Origin of the sequence: Haloferula helveola (genome assembly GCF_037076345.1) — a bacterium.
GTDB classification, from domain to species: Bacteria; Verrucomicrobiota; Verrucomicrobiia; order Verrucomicrobiales; family Akkermansiaceae; genus Haloferula; species Haloferula helveola.
Genome location: NZ_AP024702.1, coordinates 4,290,725 through 4,310,125, shown reverse-complemented (window position 1 = coordinate 4,310,125; position 19,401 = coordinate 4,290,725). Strand labels below are relative to the sequence as shown.

General features: G+C 61.7%; 18 protein-coding genes. 2 read left to right on the top strand and 16 right to left on the bottom strand.

Annotated features, from left to right (window positions below; translation table 11 throughout):
- The first annotated feature begins 5 nt into the window (after positions 1–5).
- Positions 6–341, top strand: a complete 336-nt coding sequence (locus tag HAHE_RS16265; RefSeq protein WP_338685888.1) for a tetratricopeptide repeat protein — start codon at positions 6–8, stop codon at positions 339–341.
- Between the two features lie 66 nt (positions 342–407).
- Complete coding sequence (metG, locus tag HAHE_RS16260; RefSeq protein WP_338685887.1) at positions 408–1,982, top strand: methionine--tRNA ligase; 1,575 nt, start codon at positions 408–410, stop codon at positions 1,980–1,982.
- 40 nt (positions 1,983–2,022) lie between these two features.
- Here metG and HAHE_RS16255 read toward each other — a convergent pair whose 3' ends face one another.
- From HAHE_RS16255 to HAHE_RS16180, 16 genes are read right to left on the bottom strand one after another with little or no spacing between them, the layout of a single operon-like run.
- A complete protein-coding gene (locus HAHE_RS16255; RefSeq protein WP_338685885.1) occupies positions 2,023–2,334 on the bottom strand; it encodes a DUF3820 family protein in 312 nt (103 codons plus the stop codon).
- 49 nt (positions 2,335–2,383) lie between these two features.
- Positions 2,384–3,178 carry a cytochrome c oxidase subunit II gene (locus HAHE_RS16250; RefSeq protein ID WP_338685883.1) on the bottom strand — a complete coding sequence of 265 codons (795 nt, stop codon included), beginning with the start codon at positions 3,176–3,178 and terminating at the stop codon, positions 2,384–2,386.
- A gap of 13 nt (positions 3,179–3,191) precedes the next feature.
- Positions 3,192–3,407 carry a hypothetical protein gene (locus HAHE_RS16245; RefSeq protein ID WP_338685881.1) on the bottom strand — a complete coding sequence of 72 codons (216 nt, stop codon included), beginning with the start codon at positions 3,405–3,407 and terminating at the stop codon, positions 3,192–3,194.
- Positions 3,408–3,412: 5 nt separating this feature from the next.
- Positions 3,413–3,613, bottom strand: coding sequence for a hypothetical protein (locus tag HAHE_RS16240; RefSeq protein ID WP_338685880.1), 201 nt, complete (start codon positions 3,611–3,613; stop codon positions 3,413–3,415).
- Between the two features lie 30 nt (positions 3,614–3,643).
- Positions 3,644–4,021, bottom strand: coding sequence for a cytochrome C oxidase subunit IV family protein (locus tag HAHE_RS16235; RefSeq protein ID WP_338685878.1), 378 nt, complete (start codon positions 4,019–4,021; stop codon positions 3,644–3,646).
- A gap of 51 nt (positions 4,022–4,072) precedes the next feature.
- Positions 4,073–5,908 (bottom strand): cytochrome c oxidase subunit 3, encoded by a 1,836-nt coding sequence (locus tag HAHE_RS16230; RefSeq protein WP_338685876.1) that lies wholly within the window; start codon positions 5,906–5,908, stop codon positions 4,073–4,075.
- A 24-nt stretch (positions 5,909–5,932) separates the two neighbouring features.
- Positions 5,933–7,831, bottom strand: coding sequence for a cytochrome c oxidase subunit I (locus HAHE_RS16225; RefSeq protein ID WP_338685874.1), 1,899 nt, complete (start codon positions 7,829–7,831; stop codon positions 5,933–5,935).
- Positions 7,832–7,854: 23 nt separating this feature from the next.
- Positions 7,855–8,616 (bottom strand): cytochrome c, encoded by a 762-nt coding sequence (locus HAHE_RS16220; RefSeq protein WP_338685872.1) that lies wholly within the window; start codon positions 8,614–8,616, stop codon positions 7,855–7,857.
- Between the two features lie 23 nt (positions 8,617–8,639).
- Positions 8,640–9,356, bottom strand: coding sequence for a hypothetical protein (locus tag HAHE_RS16215; protein ID WP_338685871.1), 717 nt, complete (start codon positions 9,354–9,356; stop codon positions 8,640–8,642).
- A gap of 32 nt (positions 9,357–9,388) precedes the next feature.
- A complete protein-coding gene (locus HAHE_RS16210) occupies positions 9,389–10,879 on the bottom strand; it encodes a cbb3-type cytochrome c oxidase subunit I (protein WP_338685870.1) in 1,491 nt (496 codons plus the stop codon).
- Positions 10,880–10,885: 6 nt separating this feature from the next.
- Positions 10,886–11,695: a cytochrome c gene (locus HAHE_RS16205; RefSeq protein WP_338685868.1), complete on the bottom strand. Its 810-nt coding sequence runs from the start codon at positions 11,693–11,695 to the stop codon at positions 10,886–10,888.
- 34 nt (positions 11,696–11,729) lie between these two features.
- Positions 11,730–13,097, bottom strand: coding sequence for a hypothetical protein (locus tag HAHE_RS16200; RefSeq protein ID WP_338685866.1), 1,368 nt, complete (start codon positions 13,095–13,097; stop codon positions 11,730–11,732).
- Between the two features lie 12 nt (positions 13,098–13,109).
- Positions 13,110–13,814: a cytochrome c gene (locus tag HAHE_RS16195; RefSeq protein WP_338685864.1), complete on the bottom strand. Its 705-nt coding sequence runs from the start codon at positions 13,812–13,814 to the stop codon at positions 13,110–13,112.
- Positions 13,815–13,850: 36 nt separating this feature from the next.
- Positions 13,851–14,405: a DUF3341 domain-containing protein gene (locus HAHE_RS16190; protein ID WP_338685862.1), complete on the bottom strand. Its 555-nt coding sequence runs from the start codon at positions 14,403–14,405 to the stop codon at positions 13,851–13,853.
- 43 nt (positions 14,406–14,448) lie between these two features.
- The gene (gene nrfD, locus HAHE_RS16185; RefSeq protein WP_338685860.1) at positions 14,449–15,939 is read right to left on the bottom strand and encodes an NrfD/PsrC family molybdoenzyme membrane anchor subunit; all 1,491 of its coding nucleotides are present in this window, start codon (positions 15,937–15,939) and stop codon (positions 14,449–14,451) included.
- Between the two features lie 35 nt (positions 15,940–15,974).
- Positions 15,975–19,394, bottom strand: a complete 3,420-nt coding sequence (locus HAHE_RS16180) for a TAT-variant-translocated molybdopterin oxidoreductase (protein ID WP_338685859.1) — start codon at positions 19,392–19,394, stop codon at positions 15,975–15,977.
- Positions 19,395–19,401 lie beyond the last annotated feature (7 nt).

Sequence of the window (19,401 nt, the reverse complement as noted above, 5' to 3'; positions counted from 1 at the left end):
CCCCGATGTCCCAGCGCGACGATCTCTTCGACGAGGGCAACGGCTGCCTTGCCACCGGAGATCTCGATGAGGCCGCCGCGCTCTATCGACGCAGTACCGAACTCGATCCTGAGTTCTTCGACGGCTGGCATGCCCTCGGCATGGCCCTGCTGAAACTCGGCGAGGTCAAGGAAGCCATCGGCTGCGGACTCAAGGCCGTCACCCTCCGTCCCAACGACCTTCTCGCCTGGACGTCCCTGTCCCAGATGTACGTCCGCGACGGCAACATCCCCGAAGCGGAGGCCGCCAAGGGGAATGCCCGAATCCTATCGCTCGGCGGCAAGGTTGATCGCAACTCCTGAGATTCATTTCCGAGGACTTCGACGTTCGATGTTGGACGTTCGATGTTCGATGTTCACCCTGCCGCCATGCTCCTGACCACCGCCATCGACTACACCAACGGCGCGCCGCACATCGGCCACGCCTACGAGAAGGTCCTAGCCGACGTGCTCGCCCGCTACATCCGGCTCCGCGGGGACGAATGCTACTTCCTCACGGGAGTCGACCAGCACGGCCAGAAGGTCCAGCAGACCGCGGAGAAAGAAGGCGTTCATCCGGCGACTTTCGCCACCAAGAAGACCAAGCTCTTCCTGAACCTGTGGAAGAAGCTCGGTGTCGACTATGACGGTTGGGCGGCGACGACCGACGACCGCCACAAGGCTTGCGTCCAGAAGATCCTTTCGGACCTCAAGGACAAAGGCCAGCTGTACAAGAAAGCCTACAGCGGCTTCTACTCCGTACGTCAGGAACAGTTCCTGACGGATCGCGACCGCAACGATGCGGGCGAGTTCGGACCCGAGTGGGGCGAGGTCGTCGAAATTGAGGAAGAGAACTGGTATTTCCGCCTGTCCGACCATGCCGCATGGCTCAAGGACTACGTGACGACCCGCGAGGACAGCGTGATCCCATCCTTCCGCCGCAACGAACTGCTGGGAGCGGTTGAGCGGGCCGGTGAGCAGGACCTGTGCATCTCGCGGCCGAAAGAGCGGCTCCGTTGGGGAATCGAGATCCCCTTCGACCCGGAGTTCGTCACCTACGTTTGGTTCGATGCCCTCATCAACTACATCTCCTTTGCCGGCTACCTCGCTGACGAGGGATCCGAGCTTCCGGAATTCAACAAGCTCTGGCCCTCGGACGGATCGACCACTCCCCTTCACATCATTGGCAAAGACATCCTGGTTCCGGCCCACGGCATCTACTGGCTGTGCATGCTCCACGCGATGGGTTTCCCGGATGAGCAACTTCCCCGCCTGCTGGTTCACGGCTGGTGGAACATCAGGGGCGAGAAGATGTCCAAGTCGCTCGGCAACGTGGTCGATCCCGACGAGCTCGCGGACCGCTTCGGCCCCGATGCGGTCCGCTACTACCTTGCGCGCGATATCGTCACCGGCAAGGATTCCGACTTCGATCCCGAGCGGTTTCTGATGCTCTACAATCAGGAACTGGCCAACGAACTGGGCAATCTCTGCAACCGTGCGTTGAACATGACGGCCAGGTTCTGCGGCGGGACAGTCACGACCACCCACGAACCGGAATCCCAGGATCTCGAACTCCGCCAGTCGCTCGAAGCAACGACCGCTGCCTACCGGGAGGCGATGGACCGCTTCGATCCGGCGGCGGCACTGAAAGCGATCAACGGGCACGTGAAGCAGTGCAACGCCTACACCGATCGCAACGAGCCATGGGTGCTTGCCAAGGATGAGACCAAGAAGGCACGCCTCGAGACGGTTCTCTACCACATGGTCGAGAGTCTGGCCCATCTCACCGTGCTGCTTTCACCGGTGCTTCCCGAGCCAGCCGGGCGTCTTGCTTACCAATTGCGCAAAGAGGACCTGCTGGACCTGAAGTTGTCCGGTCTGGCGTGGGGGCTCGTTGAAGACGGACACACCACCGGCAAACCGAAGCCCGTCTTTCCACGAATCGTCATCGACGAGGAAGCCTAAGACGGCCGGAGCCGCACGCGGCTGGCCAGGGGCCCGACCTCTATTCCTCGAAATCCCACGACGTGGGGCGCTGCGGCTTGAGCTTCGCGCGACCGCCCAGCGCGCGACGCAGAGGATTGAAGACCTCGTCCATCCCGTGCGCCTTGATGTCGTGAACGGCCTCCATCAGTTCGCCGAGACGTCCCTTGGGAAAGCCCTGTGACTTGAACCAGACGAGATATTCGAGCGGCAGGTCGTGGATCGGGAACCCATGCGGAGGATGAGCCTTCCGCCCATACATGCCGAATGGCATCCGCATCCGCCCGATCTCCTCGAGAAGATTGCGGAAGTCTTCGCGGTCGATTTCCTCCACGGCCCGAGCATCACCCGGACCGCTGTCGATGCCCAGCCCGGACGTCGTCTCAACGGGCCGCGGTGGCCTCAGCGGGGCTGTTGCGTTTGAGAGCGGACTCGGACTCCGCGGCAAACCACGAATCAAAGGCCTTCTCACTGATGACCTCCATCTGGCCGGCCATGTTTCCATGGCCTTCGCCACAGAGCTGGGCACAAACGACCGAGGTTTCGAGTTCCTTGTTCGGTGTGAACCACATCGGGATCTCGCGGCCCGGGATCGCATCCTGCTGGATCCGCATCGGGATGATCGCGTAGTTGTGGATCACGTCGTTCGAGCCGATATTGAGAATCGCAGGACGGCCCTTTGGCAGCTTGAGCACCGAAGTGGTGAAATCATCGAGCGCGTTGGGATCGTCGAGGTCGATGCCCGGGTCGCTGTTCGCTGTCTTGAGACGATGGTCGATCCGGCCGAACTTGCCGTCGGCACCCGCATAGTGATAGGTCCAGCCGAACTGCCAGCCGATGACCCTTACACGGATCGGGTTGCGCTGCTGCACCGTTTCCCATGAATCGGTCCGCTCCTTCCACAAGGGGAACGCGAAACCGAGAAGCAGCACGGCCTCGAGAATCACGATCCCGATTTCGAGGTGGGACGACACGTGGTTCCGGACACCGTGATACGAGGCTTTCGGATTGGCCGACTGGCGGAACCGGACAAGGCAGTACAGGAAGAACAGCGTCCAACCGATGAACAGCGCGATCATCAGCCAGTGAACGACGTCGATCATGTGGTCGACCCGTCCCCCGTGATTCGAGAAGTTATCGGGGATACTGAGGAATTTCGAAGGACTCAGGGAGTTCATGGACGGCGGAAAATCAGTGGGATTGGACGGCGGCGGTCTCGAAGTCGTCGCGCAGCTCCGGATCGAGCGAATTGCGGCTGCGCAGGGCGATGCGAATCATGAAGAAGGCCACACCGGTCATCATCAGAACGATCACGCCCAGCATGAACAGAATCGACCAGCCGGCCGCGTTCGGTCCGTTATCGGCGAAATTGTTGGCGCAAGTGGCGCAGGCAATGATCGATGGCATGGTCATCAGAGCAGGATGTTTCGGGCTTTGCGGTAGAAATAGACACCGTAGATCGGCATTCCGACCGTTCCGGCGATTCCTAGAATTCCAAGTCCGGCGGAGACCACGCTCCGCTCTTCCGTCAGCAGGAATGCCCACAGCGCCAAGAAGATGAACATTAGAGTGCTCACCGTGACGAAAACGATATGGAAGGATCTCAGGGACATGGCGGGAAGATCGGCCGGATGAGTTTCGGGTCAATCGGAGTCGACCGGTTCAACCAATGGTGCCGGGTCGGTTCCGGTCGAGAAGTTGTCGTAGTGAATGGGATCGCCCTTCGCGAGGAAGATGAGCGCCACCATCGCCACGCCGAAGAAGAGCCCGAAGCCGAACAGCCAGTAGACCCACACCTTCTCGTGATTCAGGTGCATGAAGATCAGGGCGACGAGAGTTGCCTTGGTGGTGGCGATCGCGAGACCGAGAATCATGTCCGCCTTGTCGAAGCCGTGACCACCGAAATCGAGGGCCGGAACGGTCGCGACCATTACCGTCAGGACCGTGCCCACGAAAAGCGCCGCGCCGATCATGAGATACAGCCGTGCGGACTTCTTGATGTCTTCTACGCTGTCAGCCATGGAATGGAATGTGTTGGAATCTTGGGATGGGTGTTTTGGCGGATCGCCCGATCACATGAGGTAGAAAATCGGGAAGGCGAAGATCCAGACGAGGTCAACGAAGTGCCAGAAAAGGCCGCCGACTTCGACCCGGTTGGCGAGCCACTCCGGGTTGCTTTGATACATCTTGCGGCTGCAGAAGAGGTAGTAGGCGAGCACGATGGCGCCACCGACCACGTGGAGTCCGTGCAATCCGGTGATCGTGAAGTAGATCGCGTAGTAGGTATTCCACTTGGGCGTGAACTTCGAGTCCAAGGCGACTTCCGCCCTGGGCACCGAGACATGCGGGAACTTCCGGTTATGGTAGTCCGGCCCCATGAAGTGCTCCTTGAGAGTCATCGTGACTTTGGGAGCCGAAACCGCCTTTTCCCCAATCTTGATCTCGGGCAACCCCTTGCCGCCCTCGGCCGTGTGCTTTTCAAGGGCATCCATATAGAAGGCGATCTCCTGCCATCCCATGCGGTAGCGGTCCTTGTGAGTCGGCTCACGGTCCTTCTTGGCCAGGTGATCCTCCAACTGCTCGACCACTCCCTTGTGCATCTCCCAAAGCTCGGCGACCTCCGGGTTGTTCTTGATCAACCAGCTGCTCTCGATCGCGATGATCGGATCCTGATCCTTCTCCTCGGCGATCATCACGAGGTGCTGGAAGTCGATGCCGTCGACATAGTGGAAATTCATCGGGCTTGGCTCATACTTGCCCTCGACCACGGTGTTGTCGCGCAGAGCCACGGAGGTGGAGCCCTCCTCGTAGTCATTGATCACGTCGTGGCTCTTCAACCGCAGCACCATCGGCTTGCTGAAGGTGAACTTGACGGTGGGCTTCTCAGGAAGGCTCACGTCGTCAAGCGACTTGCCCTTGATGAGGACGGGGACGGCGCCGTCGTCGCTGAGCTTGACCTCGGTCAGTGACACCTCGGTCGCAAGACGTGCACGCATGCCCGCCTTCCAGCGTGCGTAGATCTCATCGCGCTCATCCGCGCCCGCCTCAGCACCCTTCGGATAGTCGGCCGCGAACGCCGCTTCACCGAGCAGGTCGTTGCGCTTGATGTCGGCCTTCTTGAGGCGCCATGCCTCGCGATTGAATCGGATCCGCCAGTTGGAATTCTCGGCGTGATTGTCGAGTTGGATACCCTTGAGCTTGTCGATGACTTCAAGCGACAGCGGCGTGCCCGCCTTGACGATCTTGTCTTCGTCCGGCTCGGCGGAGTCCGCCGCATTCAGGTCGAAATCCTCGGCAAGCGTGATCGCGACTCCCTCCGTCGTGGCCTCGGCGATCGCATCCTCCACCCAGTCGCCCTGCATCCGGGCAAGGTCGAAGGTCAGCGAACTGGTCAGGATGTTGTGGCGGTTCGCCTCGATCTTGTGACCGTGGGCATCCAGTAGGTACTCCGGCTCATGGTCGCCGTGATCCCCGTGACCGTGATCGTCGCCCCCGACCTTGAAGTAGTCGATGTGCCCCTCGATCGCGGTGTAGTCATTGAGCCGTGCGGCCTGGTGGTGGAACTTGACGTTGTACTCGATCCCCTTGAAGACCATGAAGATCGCGGCGCAAGCGACCGTGATGCCCATGAAGATCTGGAAACGGCCCCACTGGCGCATCTTGAGCGAGGCCCAGGCGAACACGACGGTGACCGACGAGGCGATCAGGATGAACGTGTTGATCAGGCCCGGCAGCACGGGCAGGGTCCGCTCCGGCCATGGGTAATCCGCTCCGAGGCGGAGGAAGATGTAGGCGGAGAAAAGACCGCCGAAGAGCATGACTTCCGACGCGAGGAACAGCCAGATGGCGATCTTCGAGTTGAAGAGGCCGGTGTCCTTGCGCGGATTGACGACGTAGGGAATTTCCATGTTCTGGGAAAGCTGGGGCGGTGATCAGTGCTCGGCAGGAGATTCCTCCGGCTTCTCGGCGGGCGCTTCGGCCGGCTTCTTCGGTTCGATCCACTGGGGAAGGAAGTCCTCGTCGTGGTCGGGCCGGCTGTATTCGTATGGTCCGCGGTAGACGACCGGCTCGGTCAGGAAGTTGCCGTGACCCGGAGGCGTCGGGGTCGCCCACTCGAGGGTGGTCGCGTTCCAGGGGTTGTCGCTGGTGACCTTGCGACCGGCGAACTTGCTGATGACCATGTTGATCAGAAACGGGACCTGGGCGAGAGCCATGATCCATGCAGCCCATGACATCAGGATGTTGAGGTCGATGTGTTCGGCAACGGTGGTTCCGAAGACATTGGCGCTGTCCGGAGACTTCGCGAGGTAAGCGTCACCTCCGTTGTACCAGCGGCGGTGGAAACCGGCCATCCCCTGAGTGAGCATCGGGAAGAAAATCAGGTTCATGCAGATCAGGCTCGGCCAGAAGTGCAAGTGGCTGAGGAAGCGGCTCATCTGGCGGCCGGTAAGCTTCGGATACCAATGGTAAACGCCGGCGAAGAGACCGAAGAGAATCCCCGGAGCCACGACGTAGTGGAAGTGACCAATGACGTAGTAAGTGTCGTGCAGGTGGAGATCCACGAGGTTGAACGCCAGCGGCAGACCGGTAAGACCGCCGATACCGAACATCGGCAGGAACGCGCAGGCCCAGATCATCGCCGGCGTGAAGCGGATCGAACCACCCCACAGGGAGATGATCAGTGAGGTCAGAAGAATGACCGACGGGATGGAAATCAGAACCGTCGTCGTCTGGAACCACGTCGAGACCACCGGACCCATCCCGGTCAGATACATGTGGTGCGCCCACACGATGAATGACAGGAAGCCGAGCACGAGCACCCCGTAGACCATCGCCTTGTAGCCCCAGAGAGGCTTGCGGGTGTTGGCCGGGATAATCTCGGCCACGCAGGCAATCGCCGGAAGGAGCAGGACGTAGACCTCGGGGTGACCGAGGAACCAGAAAAGGTGCTGGAACAGCAGCGGCGAGCCGCCACCGGAAATCTCAAGAAGACCTTCCGCCTTGGTGTAGAGACCGGAGGGCATGAAGAACGACGAACCGGTCACTCGGTCCATCAGCTGCATGATCCCTGCTGCTTCAAGCGGAGGGAACGCGAGCAGGAGGAGGAAGCCGGTCACCAGCATGGCCCACACGAAGAACGGCATGCGCATCCAGGTGAGGCCGCGTGCCCGCAGGTTGATGATGGTCGTGATGAAGTTGACCGACCCGAGGAGCGAAGAGGTGATCAGGAGTACCAGTCCGATGAGCCACTGCGTCTGGCCCGCCAGCCACTGGTTGGTGATTTGCGCGTCGGCGATGCCCGCCAGCGGAGAGTAGTTCGTCCAACCGGACTTCGCGGCCCCCGATTCCATGAAGAACGAGCCGCACATGATCAGGCCACCGGCGAGGTAGACCCAGTAACTCATCATGTTGAGACGCGGGAACGCCATGTCGGGCGCACCGATCTGCAGCGGAGTGACGAAATTGCCGAAGGCACCGAAGCCCAGAGGCACGACACCGAGGAAGACCATGATCGTACCGTGCATGGCGCCGAACATGTTGTAGGTATCGCCGGTCACCTTGCCGTCCTGAAGCCAGCGTGCCTTCCAGTCGTCGGTGAACATCCAGCTCATCCAGCCCGGAAGGGGCTCGTGAGGATAGGCGATGCTCCATCGCATCACCATCATCAGGAAGAACCCGAACAGCAGGAACGCTCCGGCGGTGATGCCGTACTGGATACCGATCATCTTGTGGTCCGTGGAGAAGATATACTTCTTCACGAAACCGGGATCGTGGTGATGGTCGTGGTCGTCGTGACCGTGTGAGTCGGCCGTGGCGGCATGTGCACTCATGATGGTAGCTGGTAGGTTCCTGGTTACTCGGCGGCGGCTTCCACCGGCTCAAGCGTGACGGGGTCGATCATGGTGGTCGGATCGAGCTTGTCCCCCGGAAGGTCCTTGAGGTGGTCGGCTTTCAGTTCATCGGCGGTCACGGGCGAGCCAGGGTTCGCCCGTGCTTCGGAAATCTTGATCGCCTCGGCGGCCATCTCCTTGGTGACGACATCACCCTTCGAGTTGCCGAAAGCATTGCGCACGTAGGTCATCACGGCGGCGAGATCGACATCGCTCATGCCGATACCCTGGGCGGGCATCACCCCGTAAGTCTTGCCGGTACTCGTCGGCCCGGAAAGACCGTTGAGAACGACCATCGCGAAGCGCTCGGTCTCTCCAAGCGCCCATTCGCTGCCGGCGAGAGCCGGATAGGCACCCCCGCCCTTGCCGTCGGGCGCGTGGCAGCCGATGCACTTGCCGTAGATTTTCTCGCCCTTGGCCATGTAGATCTTTAGGGCCTCGCCGGGTGGCGGCCCGGAGTTGTCGCCGCTGTCGAAGGTTTTGCGAACGTAGTCCGACTTAACCGTCTCGTTGTAGTTGAAGAACGAACCCGCATTCCCCAGCGCGAGGCCGGCGAAAATCAGGATGAACGCGCTGGCGCCGAAGACCCACAGGGACAACGGCTCTCGACCTCCTTCATCAACGTGCTTCTCACGCGCCACGGCAGCCGCCTCGCGCATGGCGCGGTCGTGCGACTGGGTGACGTTCAGCGATTCGTCGAGATCAGGCTTCTGGGAATCTTGCATCGGATGGACGGGAAAGTATCGGTTCAGCCTTCGTTGTTATCGTCGCCCTTGATCGGGGCGTAGTTCATCGAGGCGGGAACGGGATCGTCGTGCTTGAGCGAAAGTAGGTAGCTGACGAGAGCCTCAGCCTTCTCGCCGGGCACCACTTCCCAGCCCTTCTTGACGGTCACACCGAGGGCATCGTCGGACGGCTGTCCGGTGATCTCTCGCTTTTCGAAGAAGAACGACATGGACGGACAGGATGACCAATTGCGGCGGGCCGGATCCAGCCGCGGATCGTAGAGGTGGAGCATCAGCCAATCCTTGGCATCCGCACCGTGCTCCGCCTCGACCCTGCGGCCGAGGTTGGACAGGTCGGGACCCAGACGGGTGACACCGATCGGGGCGAAATCAAGGCCGATGTAGTCGTAGATGTTCGACTCGCGACGGCTGTCGACACCATCGGGATGGAGGGAGGGAGCAAGGCCGGCGAGATCCTGCCGCCCAAGGTCGTTTCCGGCGTAGCTCGGCCGTGCGACCTGCGTGTGGCACTCGTAACAGCCGTTTGCCGCATAGATGTGCGCACCGTTCGCGACCCGACCGGCCCGCTTCGGGTGGTAAATCCCCTCCTGCGTATCGACGCCCTCCTGGAAGGCGATCGGAGCGGGATTGCGAAGCTTGAAGAAAGGCACGACCACCACAGCCAGCCACGCGATACCGAAGCTGGCGGTGAGACCGATGGCAAATTGACGGAAACTCATGGGAAGTAGGTTCGAAAGGGATTCCGTGAAATTCAGTGGGCGGAGGCGGAGCCGACGTTATCGATGTCACCTTCCGGTCCGTGCGGACTCGAATGGTGCGGCGTCACGAGCAGGGTCGGGTGCGAGCTACGCCGACCGAGGCGCAGCCACATCAGCGTCAGGTGGAGGAAGAAGAAGACGTTGGAAAGCAGCAGGAAGCTCCATGCCGTGGTCACCAGAACCGCGTAAGGGAATGCGCGGCCGGCGGCATTCTCCCAAGGTTGGAGGTATTCCTCCTGACCGACGCCCTGCATCAGGCCGCCGAAGAGGGCCACCACGATGATCGCGCCGATCCCGTAGATCGAGAGGAAGAAGTGCCACTTGATCAGGCGGCGCGACAGCCATTCACGACGGGTGATCCGAGGAACGATGAAGTAGATCGAGCCGAAGGCGATGAAGCTGAAGAAGCCGTAGACCGCCAGCAGGTCGTAGCCGTAGCCGGACATCGTGAACTGGGTGATCTTCATTACACCCGGGCTGTTCAGAACGACGCTGGCGGCACCAAGGACGAGGAGGAAGATCAGCCCCCAGATCGTGAAGCGGAGGGTCGGGCTGAGATTGACCGTCTCCATTTCGCTGGAAGCCGTCTTGAGCAGATTGATACCGGCGAGCGCGGCAGGCATCGCGAACAGGATGCCGGCGAATGCGCCGAGATACGGAAGGAAGTTCGGAATCGGTGCACCGGTCAGCTTCTGCAGGCCGGCCCAGGGTGCGATCGCGGCGAGGGTCCAGAAACCGAGGAGCGACATCGAGTAGTTGAACACCGGACGGCCGGTCACCTTCGGCACCAGATAGTAGGCCATCCCGATCCCGACCGGAGCGAAGAACAGCAGCAGCAGCGCCGAGTGATACCAAGCGTTCACGCCGGCGGCGCCGAGAGGGCTGCCGCCGAACCCGTGGACGAGCAGGTGGGCCGATCCGAAGAACCAGGGGAACCAGATCAGCGCCGCCATCAGGTACCACTGCGAAATGTAGGTATGACCTTCCGGGCGCACCTTGAACTGAACCATCGACCAGATGAGGATGGCACCGTAGGAGAGCAGCATCGGGATCCACGCGAAGGACGGCATGTCCATCCAAGGCATGCCCGTTCCGCCACCGGCGAGAATGCCGATCACGCCGATCGAGATGGCGAAGTTCCAGACGTGCCCCGCCATCAGGATCGTTCCGGCATTGCGGCATTCCTGACGCGAAAGGCGTGCCATCAGCCAAATCATCATTCCGAAGGCCGCCTGGCAGCCCCAGCCGTAGAGCAAGGCGCTCTGGTGGGCGGCGAACACGCGACCGTAGGTGAACCATGCGCAGTCACCGAGGAATTGCGGACTGTGAACCTTTGCCGACGAAATGATGCCGAGGAGGATCGCGACGGCCAACCAAGCCGCGCCGCTGGTGAAAAAGAACATCACCGGGTGCCGCAGCGAGCGGTCAATCGCGGCCCGGACGGTCGGGTCGTGATCGATACTGGATTCGGGAGGGTTCGACATGATGAATTACTTCTCGGGAGCGATGAGATCTTCCTGCTTGAGCATCGGCTTGCCGACCTCGCTGCGCAGCATCTTGACCTGTTCAACAAGAACCGGAGGGGCCGTGTTTCCGAAGGAATTGCGGATGTAGGTGAGCACCGCGGCGACGTCCTCGTCGGAGCTCGCCGCCCCCATCGGCGCCATCGGCGCGAGGAATGTGAGCTTCTGCCCCGCAACTTCGATCGGACCTTCAAGACCGCGCATCTGGATACGGATGAGGTTGGATACGGGACCGGTGACCCACTCGGAACCCGCAAGCGGCGGACCGACGTTCGGCACACCCTTGCCGTCCATGCCGTGGCAGGCCATGCAGACCATAAACGCCTGCTTGCCCTTCTCGATGACGGCCGGATCGATCTCGGTGTCGGCAGGAGGCGTCAGGGCATCCACAGCAGCGGGATCGCCCGCGGCAGGTGCGTTCGCGATCTCGATCGCGGTCGGCGAGTTGGGCACAACCTGCGCCGGATCCTCGACCTTCGTCGGAGCACCGTCGACCAGTTGCTTACCGACATAGTCGAAGACATGCTCGGGATGCAATTGGACGGTCTCACCCTCGGTCACGACCTTCGTCTCAAAAGCCGCAGCCTGGGCAGTATCGACCGCCTCGCGCACCTTCTGACGGTTTTTCGCAGCCGCTTCCTCGAGCGGATCGGAGCCTTCACCACCGCCGACCACCATGCGGGTGAGCAGCAGCACGACGAAGAACAGCGAGATCACGCCGATCCCCCACCAAAAGGCGGTGAAACGGATGAGCGGGTTGTCACGAGATGGGTCCATGGAAGGAATGTCGAAATGCGGATGAGGAAGAGACCTAGTTCGAAACGTTCGCCGACTCGAGAAGGCGCGGGTCGCGGTTCGGGTAGAGGTTGTTGGCGCCGAGGGCGCGAAGGTAGAAGAAGACGAAGCCCGCACCGACAGTAACGAAGGCCAGAACATCACCCCAGAACGCTCCGGGAACGGCCGTCGTCACGTGACCGAACTTGTCGGGCAGGATGTTCATCAGCGAGATCGAGCGCTCGGGGATTGAGATCAGGTAGTGATCCACGACGTGCATCACGAGTGTGTAGACCGCGACCAGGCTGAGCAGCTTCGGATTCTTCTTCAGCCATGCCTGCAGCAGGATGACGAACGGAACCACGAAGTGGCCGAAGACGAGGAAGATCATTCCGGTGTTCCAGCCGCCGGTGTTGCGGATCAGGAAGTAGCTCGTTTCCTCAGTGATGTTCGCATACCAGATGAGGAAGAACTGGGAGAAGGTCACGTAGGCCCAGAAGATCGTGAAGGCGAGGAGCAGCTTGCCCTTGATGTGGAAGTGCTCGGGCGTCAGCACCTTCTTCATGTAGCCGGCGCTCTGGAGGAGCGTGGCGGTGATGATGATGACCGCCATCGAGTTCAACGCGGTGCCGGCGAAGATGTAGACGCCCCACATCGTCGAGAACCACTTGTAGTCCAGGCCCATCAGCCAATCGAAGGCAGCGAAGGTGATCGTGATCGCGAAGATGATCAGCGTGTAAGTCGAGTGAAAGCGGGCCTTGAACAGGCGGACCGTTCCGGGGTTCGGGTCGCTGTCCTGCTCAACCGACAGCTTCCTCAGCCCGCGGATAACGAGAGTCAGGCCGACGAAGTAGAAGATGAAGCGAGTGTACCACGCGAAGAGGTTCATGTACCACAGCTTGTTGGCCAACAGCGCGTGGTGGTTGTCGTTGAGCCAACCCTGGAGCGAATCGGAGCCGTAGAAGCCCGCCATGAACCCGTCGAACAGTCCAACATTGTCCTGGGACAGGCCCTCGCGGTGGATGGTCATCCACTCGTAGAGATACTGTTGAACCGCCGGGCAGAGCAGCGGGATCGCGAACAGGAACATCCACGGATAAACCGAACCGAGGTTCTCCATGATCCGGCGGACCGAAGTCCCCCACCCCGAGTTGGAGACGTTGTGGAGCAGCGTCCAGAAGCAGCCGCCGACGGCAAGGGTGAAGAAGAAGAACAGCGCGAACAGCCAGGAGTAGGCGTAGGTCGCGGCCCAGCCTTCGTTGGGTCCGAAGAGCAGGAACAGGCTCACCACCGAGAGGATGGCGCAGAGCCCTCCGGCGATCATCTTGACCTTGGAGACCGTAGCGTTCTGGAGACGCTCCCCGTTGGCGGGGATGTCTGCGGAAGTGACGAAGTGGGATGCCATGGTGGAAAAGTGTTACTGGGCCGAACTCTCGGTGTTCTGGGTCGCGGCATCGAATGCCGCCTTGATCGAAGGATCCGAAAGCGGAGCCTTGCGGGCGGTCTGCAGCGCGCGGACGTAGGCGACCACCGCCCAGCGGTCACGGATCGGGATGTTGTGCTTGTAGGCACCCATGTTGCCCTTGCCGTTCGAGATCACGTCGAACAGCCGGCCGTCCGGGTAGGCGGCCTGGCCGAAGTTGTCCAAGGTCAGGTTGGCGATGCCCGGGACGCCGAAGCTCGAGGTGATACCGAGACCGTCGCCCGACTTGCCGTGGCAGGGCATGCAGTTGATGTTGTAGACCTCCTCGCCGCGGCGGAGGAAGGCGTCCACGTTGTTGGCATCCAATCCGAGTTCGTCGGGCATGCCGTTGGAGTAATAATCCTCGATCGCGCCGGTGGCGTAGTAGCTGGTGCCGCCGCCGAATTCGTATTCGGGGATACCGCCAAGCTCCGACTGGCCTTCGGGGAGAAATCCGACCGGGTTGGTGCCGTCGACCGGATGGCGGCCGCCGGCGCCGTCCGAGAAGAACGCATCCGGCTTCTGGGCCTTGAGTTTGTCCTGGTCATCCATGTCGGGGAACAGGCGCAACGGCGTTTCGGCGCGCTTCTCACCGCGCATCGGAAGCAGTCCGATGACGAGCGCGGCGATGATCGCGTAGGCGAGGAAGAAGTATTTCACGGTGGGAGCGGAGAGCTGGAAGGTGAGCGCGGAGGGTCAGTCCTCTTCTTCGATGAGTTCGATGTTCGAACCGCCGATCTCCTCGAGAAGCGAGCGGGTGCCGTCCGGGCTGAATTTCGGATCGCGGGCCTCGATCGCGATGAAGAACGCGTCGTCGGTCGTCCGGTGGAACTGGCGGCTGGCGAAGAGCGGGTGGTTGAGACGCGGCAGCTTCATCAGCGCGAGCAGGCCGAAAAGCACCGTGAAGCCCGAGAAAAGGATGGTCAGCTCGAACATCGGCGGAAAGAAGGCCGGCACGGTGAAGATGTTGGCCGGCTTGGCCTGAACGACCGTCGGGTAGATGCGGACCTGGGTGATGTAGGCGAGGAAGAAACCGGTCGCCAGACCGGTGCACCCGCCGAAGAACACGAAGAATGGCAGGATCGAGCGTTTGAGCCCCATCGCGCCGTCGAGTCCGTGGATCGGATACGGCGAGTGGCAATCCCACTTGCGGAAGCCGGCATCGCGGACCTTTTCCGCGGCCTTGTAGAGGGCGGAGGCGCTTTTGAACTCGGCGAGGTAGCCGTAGACTCGTTTGCGGGTGGTACTCACTGGAAGAATTGCCAAGGGTTAGAATCCAATTGCCAAATGGGGGTCAGGTATCGGCGGTGGCGGGAGCCGGGGAATGGAGCTCCTTCTGGTAGGCGGCCTCGACGGCCGTGCCTTCGTCCGGATGATCCTCGTGGTCGTCGTGGTGCGGATCGGACTCCGGCAGCGTCCACTTCACCTCGGCGATGTTGATGCACGGCAGGAAGCGCAGGAAGAGGAGGAACAGGGTCAGGAACATCCCGATCGTGCCGACGAACAGCAACTGGTCCTGGCCACTGGGATTGTAGTATTTCCAGTCACCCGGCAGCCACATGCGGGCCAGGGTCGTGACGATGATCACGAAGCGCTCGAACCACATCCCGATGTTGACGAGCATCGATACGCCCATCACGACCCACAGGTTCTCGCGCATGCTCTTGAACCAGAAGATCTGTGGCGCGATGACGTTGCAGAACATCATGCAGAAGTAAGCCCAGGAATAGGGGCCGGTGATCCGGTACTTGAAGGCCTCCATCTCGAACTTGGCGCCCGAGTAGAACGCCACGAAGAGCTCCATCAGGTAGGCGTAGCCGACGATCGTGCCTGTCAGCAGGATGATCTTCGCCATGTTGTCGATGTGCTTCATCGTGATCAGATCCTGCAGACCGTAGATGAAGCGTGCCGGGATCATGATGGTGAGCACCATCGCGAAGCCGCCGAAGATGGCGCCCGCGACGAAGTACGGCGGGAAAATGGTGGTGTGCCAGCCGGGGACAACCGAGGTGGCGAAGTCGAACGAAACGACCGAGTGGACCGAAAGCACCAGCGGCGTCGAGAGCGCGGCGAGGAGCAGGTAGGCCATTTCGTAGTGGCTCCACTGGCGGTTTCCGCCGCGCCAGCCGAGCGAGAAGATGCCGTAGAGCAGCTTGCGCAGGCCGGGCTTGCAGCGGTCGCGGATGGTCGCGAGATCCGGAACCATCCCGAGATACCAGAAGATCAGGGAGATCGTGAAGTAGGTCGAGACCGCGAACACGTCCCAAAGCAACGGCGACTTGAAGTTCTGCCAGATGCCGTTGGCGTTCGGGATCGGAGCGAGGAACCACGCCATCCAGACGCGGCCGACGTGGAAGGCGGGGAAGATGCCCGCGCACATCACCGCGAAGATCGTCATCGCCTCCGCGGCGCGGTTGATCGACGTCCGCCAGTTCTGGCGGGTCAGGAAGAGAATCGCCGAGATCAGCGTTCCGGCGTGGCCGATACCGATCCAGAAAACGAAGTTCACGATCGGCCAGCCCCACATCACGCGGTTGGTGTTCCCCCACACGCCGACACCGGTCGAAACGAGGTGGAACAGTCCGCCGCCGACACCGATGGCGGCGATCAGCGCGCTGGGCAGGAACAGAAGCCACCAGAGGAACGGCTGACGGTTCTCGAGGACGCCGCAGATCCGCTCGGTGATCCAATGGTAGGAACGCCCGTTGAGGATGAGCTTCTCGCGCTTGAGGACCGGGAGCTTCGGAGCGTCGCCGGTCGTGTTGGTTTCAGAGGCGGTAGACATTCTGACGAATGGGGATTCTCAACTCGCGAGTCGAGTTAGTGCATGTGAATGGTGGCCTTGCCGATGTTGTGGGCACCGGGCATCTTTTCATTCGGGTTCTTGACGCGGGCCAGATAACTGGTGCGCGGACGGGTTCCGATGTAGTTGAGAAGGTCGTAGTTCCGCTCGAGAACCGGCGTGTTGTCCTCCCCGCGGATCTTGCGGAGAGTCGAATCCGAGTCGAGCAGGTTGCCGAAGGTGATCGCCTCGGCCGGACATGCCTCCTGGCATGCCACCTTCACCGAATTCGCGGGGATCCGGAGGTTCTCGGTTCCGACTTCGGTCACCGTCGAGTCGCCGGTTGCCAGCGACTGCTGCTTCTGGGTCCGCTTCTGGCGGATCTTCGCGTCCTTGAGTCGCTGCACGCAGTAGGTGCACTTCTCCATGACCCCCCGCATCCGGACGGACACGTTCGGGTTGCGCTGGAGGTGGGCGGCGGTGCCGACCTGCTTCTCACCGAGCGGACCACGGTAGAGGTTGTGCGCAACGAGCGGGTTGCGCTTGTTGTAGTCGAAGAAATTGAAGCGGCGCGCCTTGTAGGGGCAGTTGTTGGCGCAGTAGCGGGTGCCGATGCAACGGTTGTAGGCCATCGAGTTGAGGCCGTCCTCGGTGTGGATCGTGGCATTGACCGGGCAGACGGTCTCGCAGGGCGCCGACTCGCACTGCACGCAGGCGACCGGTTGCGGGATCATCTCCATGTTGGCCTCGTCGAGGACCGGATCACCGTTCTCGTCCTTCACGGGATGGCCGTGGTCGTCGAGCTCAGGCTGCACCGCGAAGTAGCGGTCCATGCGGATCCAGTGCATCTCCCGGCCCTTGGCAAGCTGCTCCTTGCCGACGATCGGGATGTTGTTCTCAGCCTGGCAGGCGACGAGACAGGCGTTGCAGCCCATGCAGGAGGAAAGGTCGATCGACATCCCCCACTGATGGATCGGATCGCTGATCAGCTTTTCGCCATCGCGGTCGACCGGCTTGTAGAGCGAGATGTTCGGCGGAGCGTGCGAGTCCATGCCGTGCTTCTGCACGCTGGCAAGCTGCTTCGCGAAGTCGCCCTTGTGATCGTCCTTGAGGGTCGAGACCTCGCGGGCAAGCGCACGGCCATACATCGAGTGGTGTTCCTGGGTGGCGGCGAGCGAGTAGCGGATGTCGGTGCCCGCCGGCGCACCTTCCACCATGGCGAAGTAAGCGGTTGCGGCGGTGCGGAACGGATAAGCGTTGAAGCCTGTGTTCACTCCGACCTGGCCAACGTGGTTCTTGTGGTCGACCGGACGGCCGAGTTCGTCCTCCTCGTTGAAGCCCTGACCGTAGCCGAGAGAAATGATGATCGTATCTTCGGCTTGGCCGAATGCGATCTGGACCGGCACTTCGAGCGGCTGCTCCTGGCCCTTGACCTTGATCCGGATCAGGCGGCCCGTGCGGTTCTCACCTTCGTCGTCGGGCCCCTTCTTACCGTAGTAGCCTTCGACCCCGTAGCTCTTGCCTTTCGGCTCGAGTCCCACAACTTCGTCGTAAAAGCCGAGGCGCTTGGCGGTCTTCGGCGCGATCAACGCGACGTTGTCCCACGAAATCTTCGAAACCGGGTCCGGAGCTTCCTGAAGCCAGCCGTTGTCGATCCAGCGGCCGTCGTAAATCGAGCCGTCGGTGGCGAAGATGATCTCAAGCTGCTCGTTGGCCGGCTCGGGAGCCGACTTGGCAAGCTCGGTGGCACGGTCGGTGTCGGCTTCGTACTCACCAGACTCGTAGGTCGAGTCCGCGAGGAAACCGTCATGCAGGAACTTCTTCCATGCCGCTTCGCTATCGCCCGCCCGTCCGGCAAAGGTCTTGCGGACCTCGACGTAGGCCGGAGGCATCGGTTCACCGGCAGCTTCCTCACCTTCCTTCGGCTCTTCTTTCGGGAGGAATGCCGCGAGCACTTCGATTTCCGACATGCAGTCCGCGTAGAGCGGCAGGATCATCGGCTGAACGACCGTGTGCACGCCATTGATCGTGCGGCTGTCCGACCAAGCCTCAAGGTAGTGGGCGGCCGGAACATGCCATGTCGCGGCGTGCGCGGTGGCATCGGTGCGGAGACCGAAATGGATGCTCGTCTTCGCCTTCGCCAGGGCCGCAGCGAAATCGAGATCCGAGGGAGCGTCGTAGACCGGGTTGGACGGAGTCAGGAGCAACACGTGCTCGACCGCTCCGGACGTCAGGTCCTTGGTGAGTTGTTCGATGTCGCCGAGACCCGTCGACTCGGTACGGACCAGCTTGACCGGGCCGCCTTCGGCACTGCTCTTCAGGGCGTCGTTGATCGCCGCCACCAGATGGTGGACGACTTCGGGGGCGCGTGAGCCGGCCACCACCGCAACCTTGCCATCGGCATTCTTGAGGTCATCGGCCATCGCCCGGACCCAGTCGCTGATGCGGCTGTCGGGAGTCTTGATGTCCGGCACCTGAATCGAAGCGCCAACCTGCTGCGCGAGGACCTTCGCGAACTGAACCAGCTCGCTCGGCTTCACTTTCAGACGGTGATCGGCCATGCCGCCGGTCAGCGAGAATCCGCTTTCGACCGCATAGAGCCGGTTCATGCCGGATGCTTCCGGCTTGTTGCCGTAGCCTTTGCCTTCCGGCTTGCGGCGATCGAAGAAACCAGTGACCGGACCGACCGGGTCGAGGCCGGCGAAATCGCAGTCGAGCGAAACGATGCGGTCCGCCTTCGAGAAGTCGACCACGTAGCGCTGACCGTCGCCGGCCGCCTTGTGGGCTTCGCCCTCGAGGGCCTCGTAAGCGTAGAACTTGGCGGAGCCGAAGCGGTCCGCGATCTCCTTGCGAAGACGCGCGCGGGTCGGCGAGTCATCGCGACCGAAAACGAACCCGACCTTCGCCGAGGTGTCGCCCGCGAGAGCTTCCATCACGGCATCGAAATCGGCACGCTTGGCCGCCTTGCCACCCTTCAGCACGTAGCGCGAGCGGGACGGCGAGTAGAGATCGAGCACCGACGCCTGGGCGAACGCATCCGTTCCGGCGTTGTCCGGGTGCAGGGTGTTCGGAGCGAGCTTGGTCGGGCGACCCTCGAAGCTCGTCACCACCATCGGCGTAGCGCCATGGGCGCGCGGCATGCTGGTAGCGTAGTAGGTCGCCTTGCCCGGGATCACCCACTCGGGCGCCTGGGCGTAGGGAAGGATATGGCTTTCCGGGCGACGGCAAGCCGCCATGCCGAAGCCGGCGAGAGCGGTCGACGCACCCATCAGCTTGAGGAAGGAACGGCGCGACGTCTGCGCGTCGTCGTCGTCCGCCATCTCGGCAGCTCCTCGGGGAAACTCACGTTCCAGCCACTCGCGGAAGGCCGGGGTATTCTCAAGCTGTCCCGTGCTGCGCCAGGCGACGGTGGTTTCGTCGGCGGGAACCTCGGGGTGTTGCCAGATGCGTTTGCTCATGGATCGG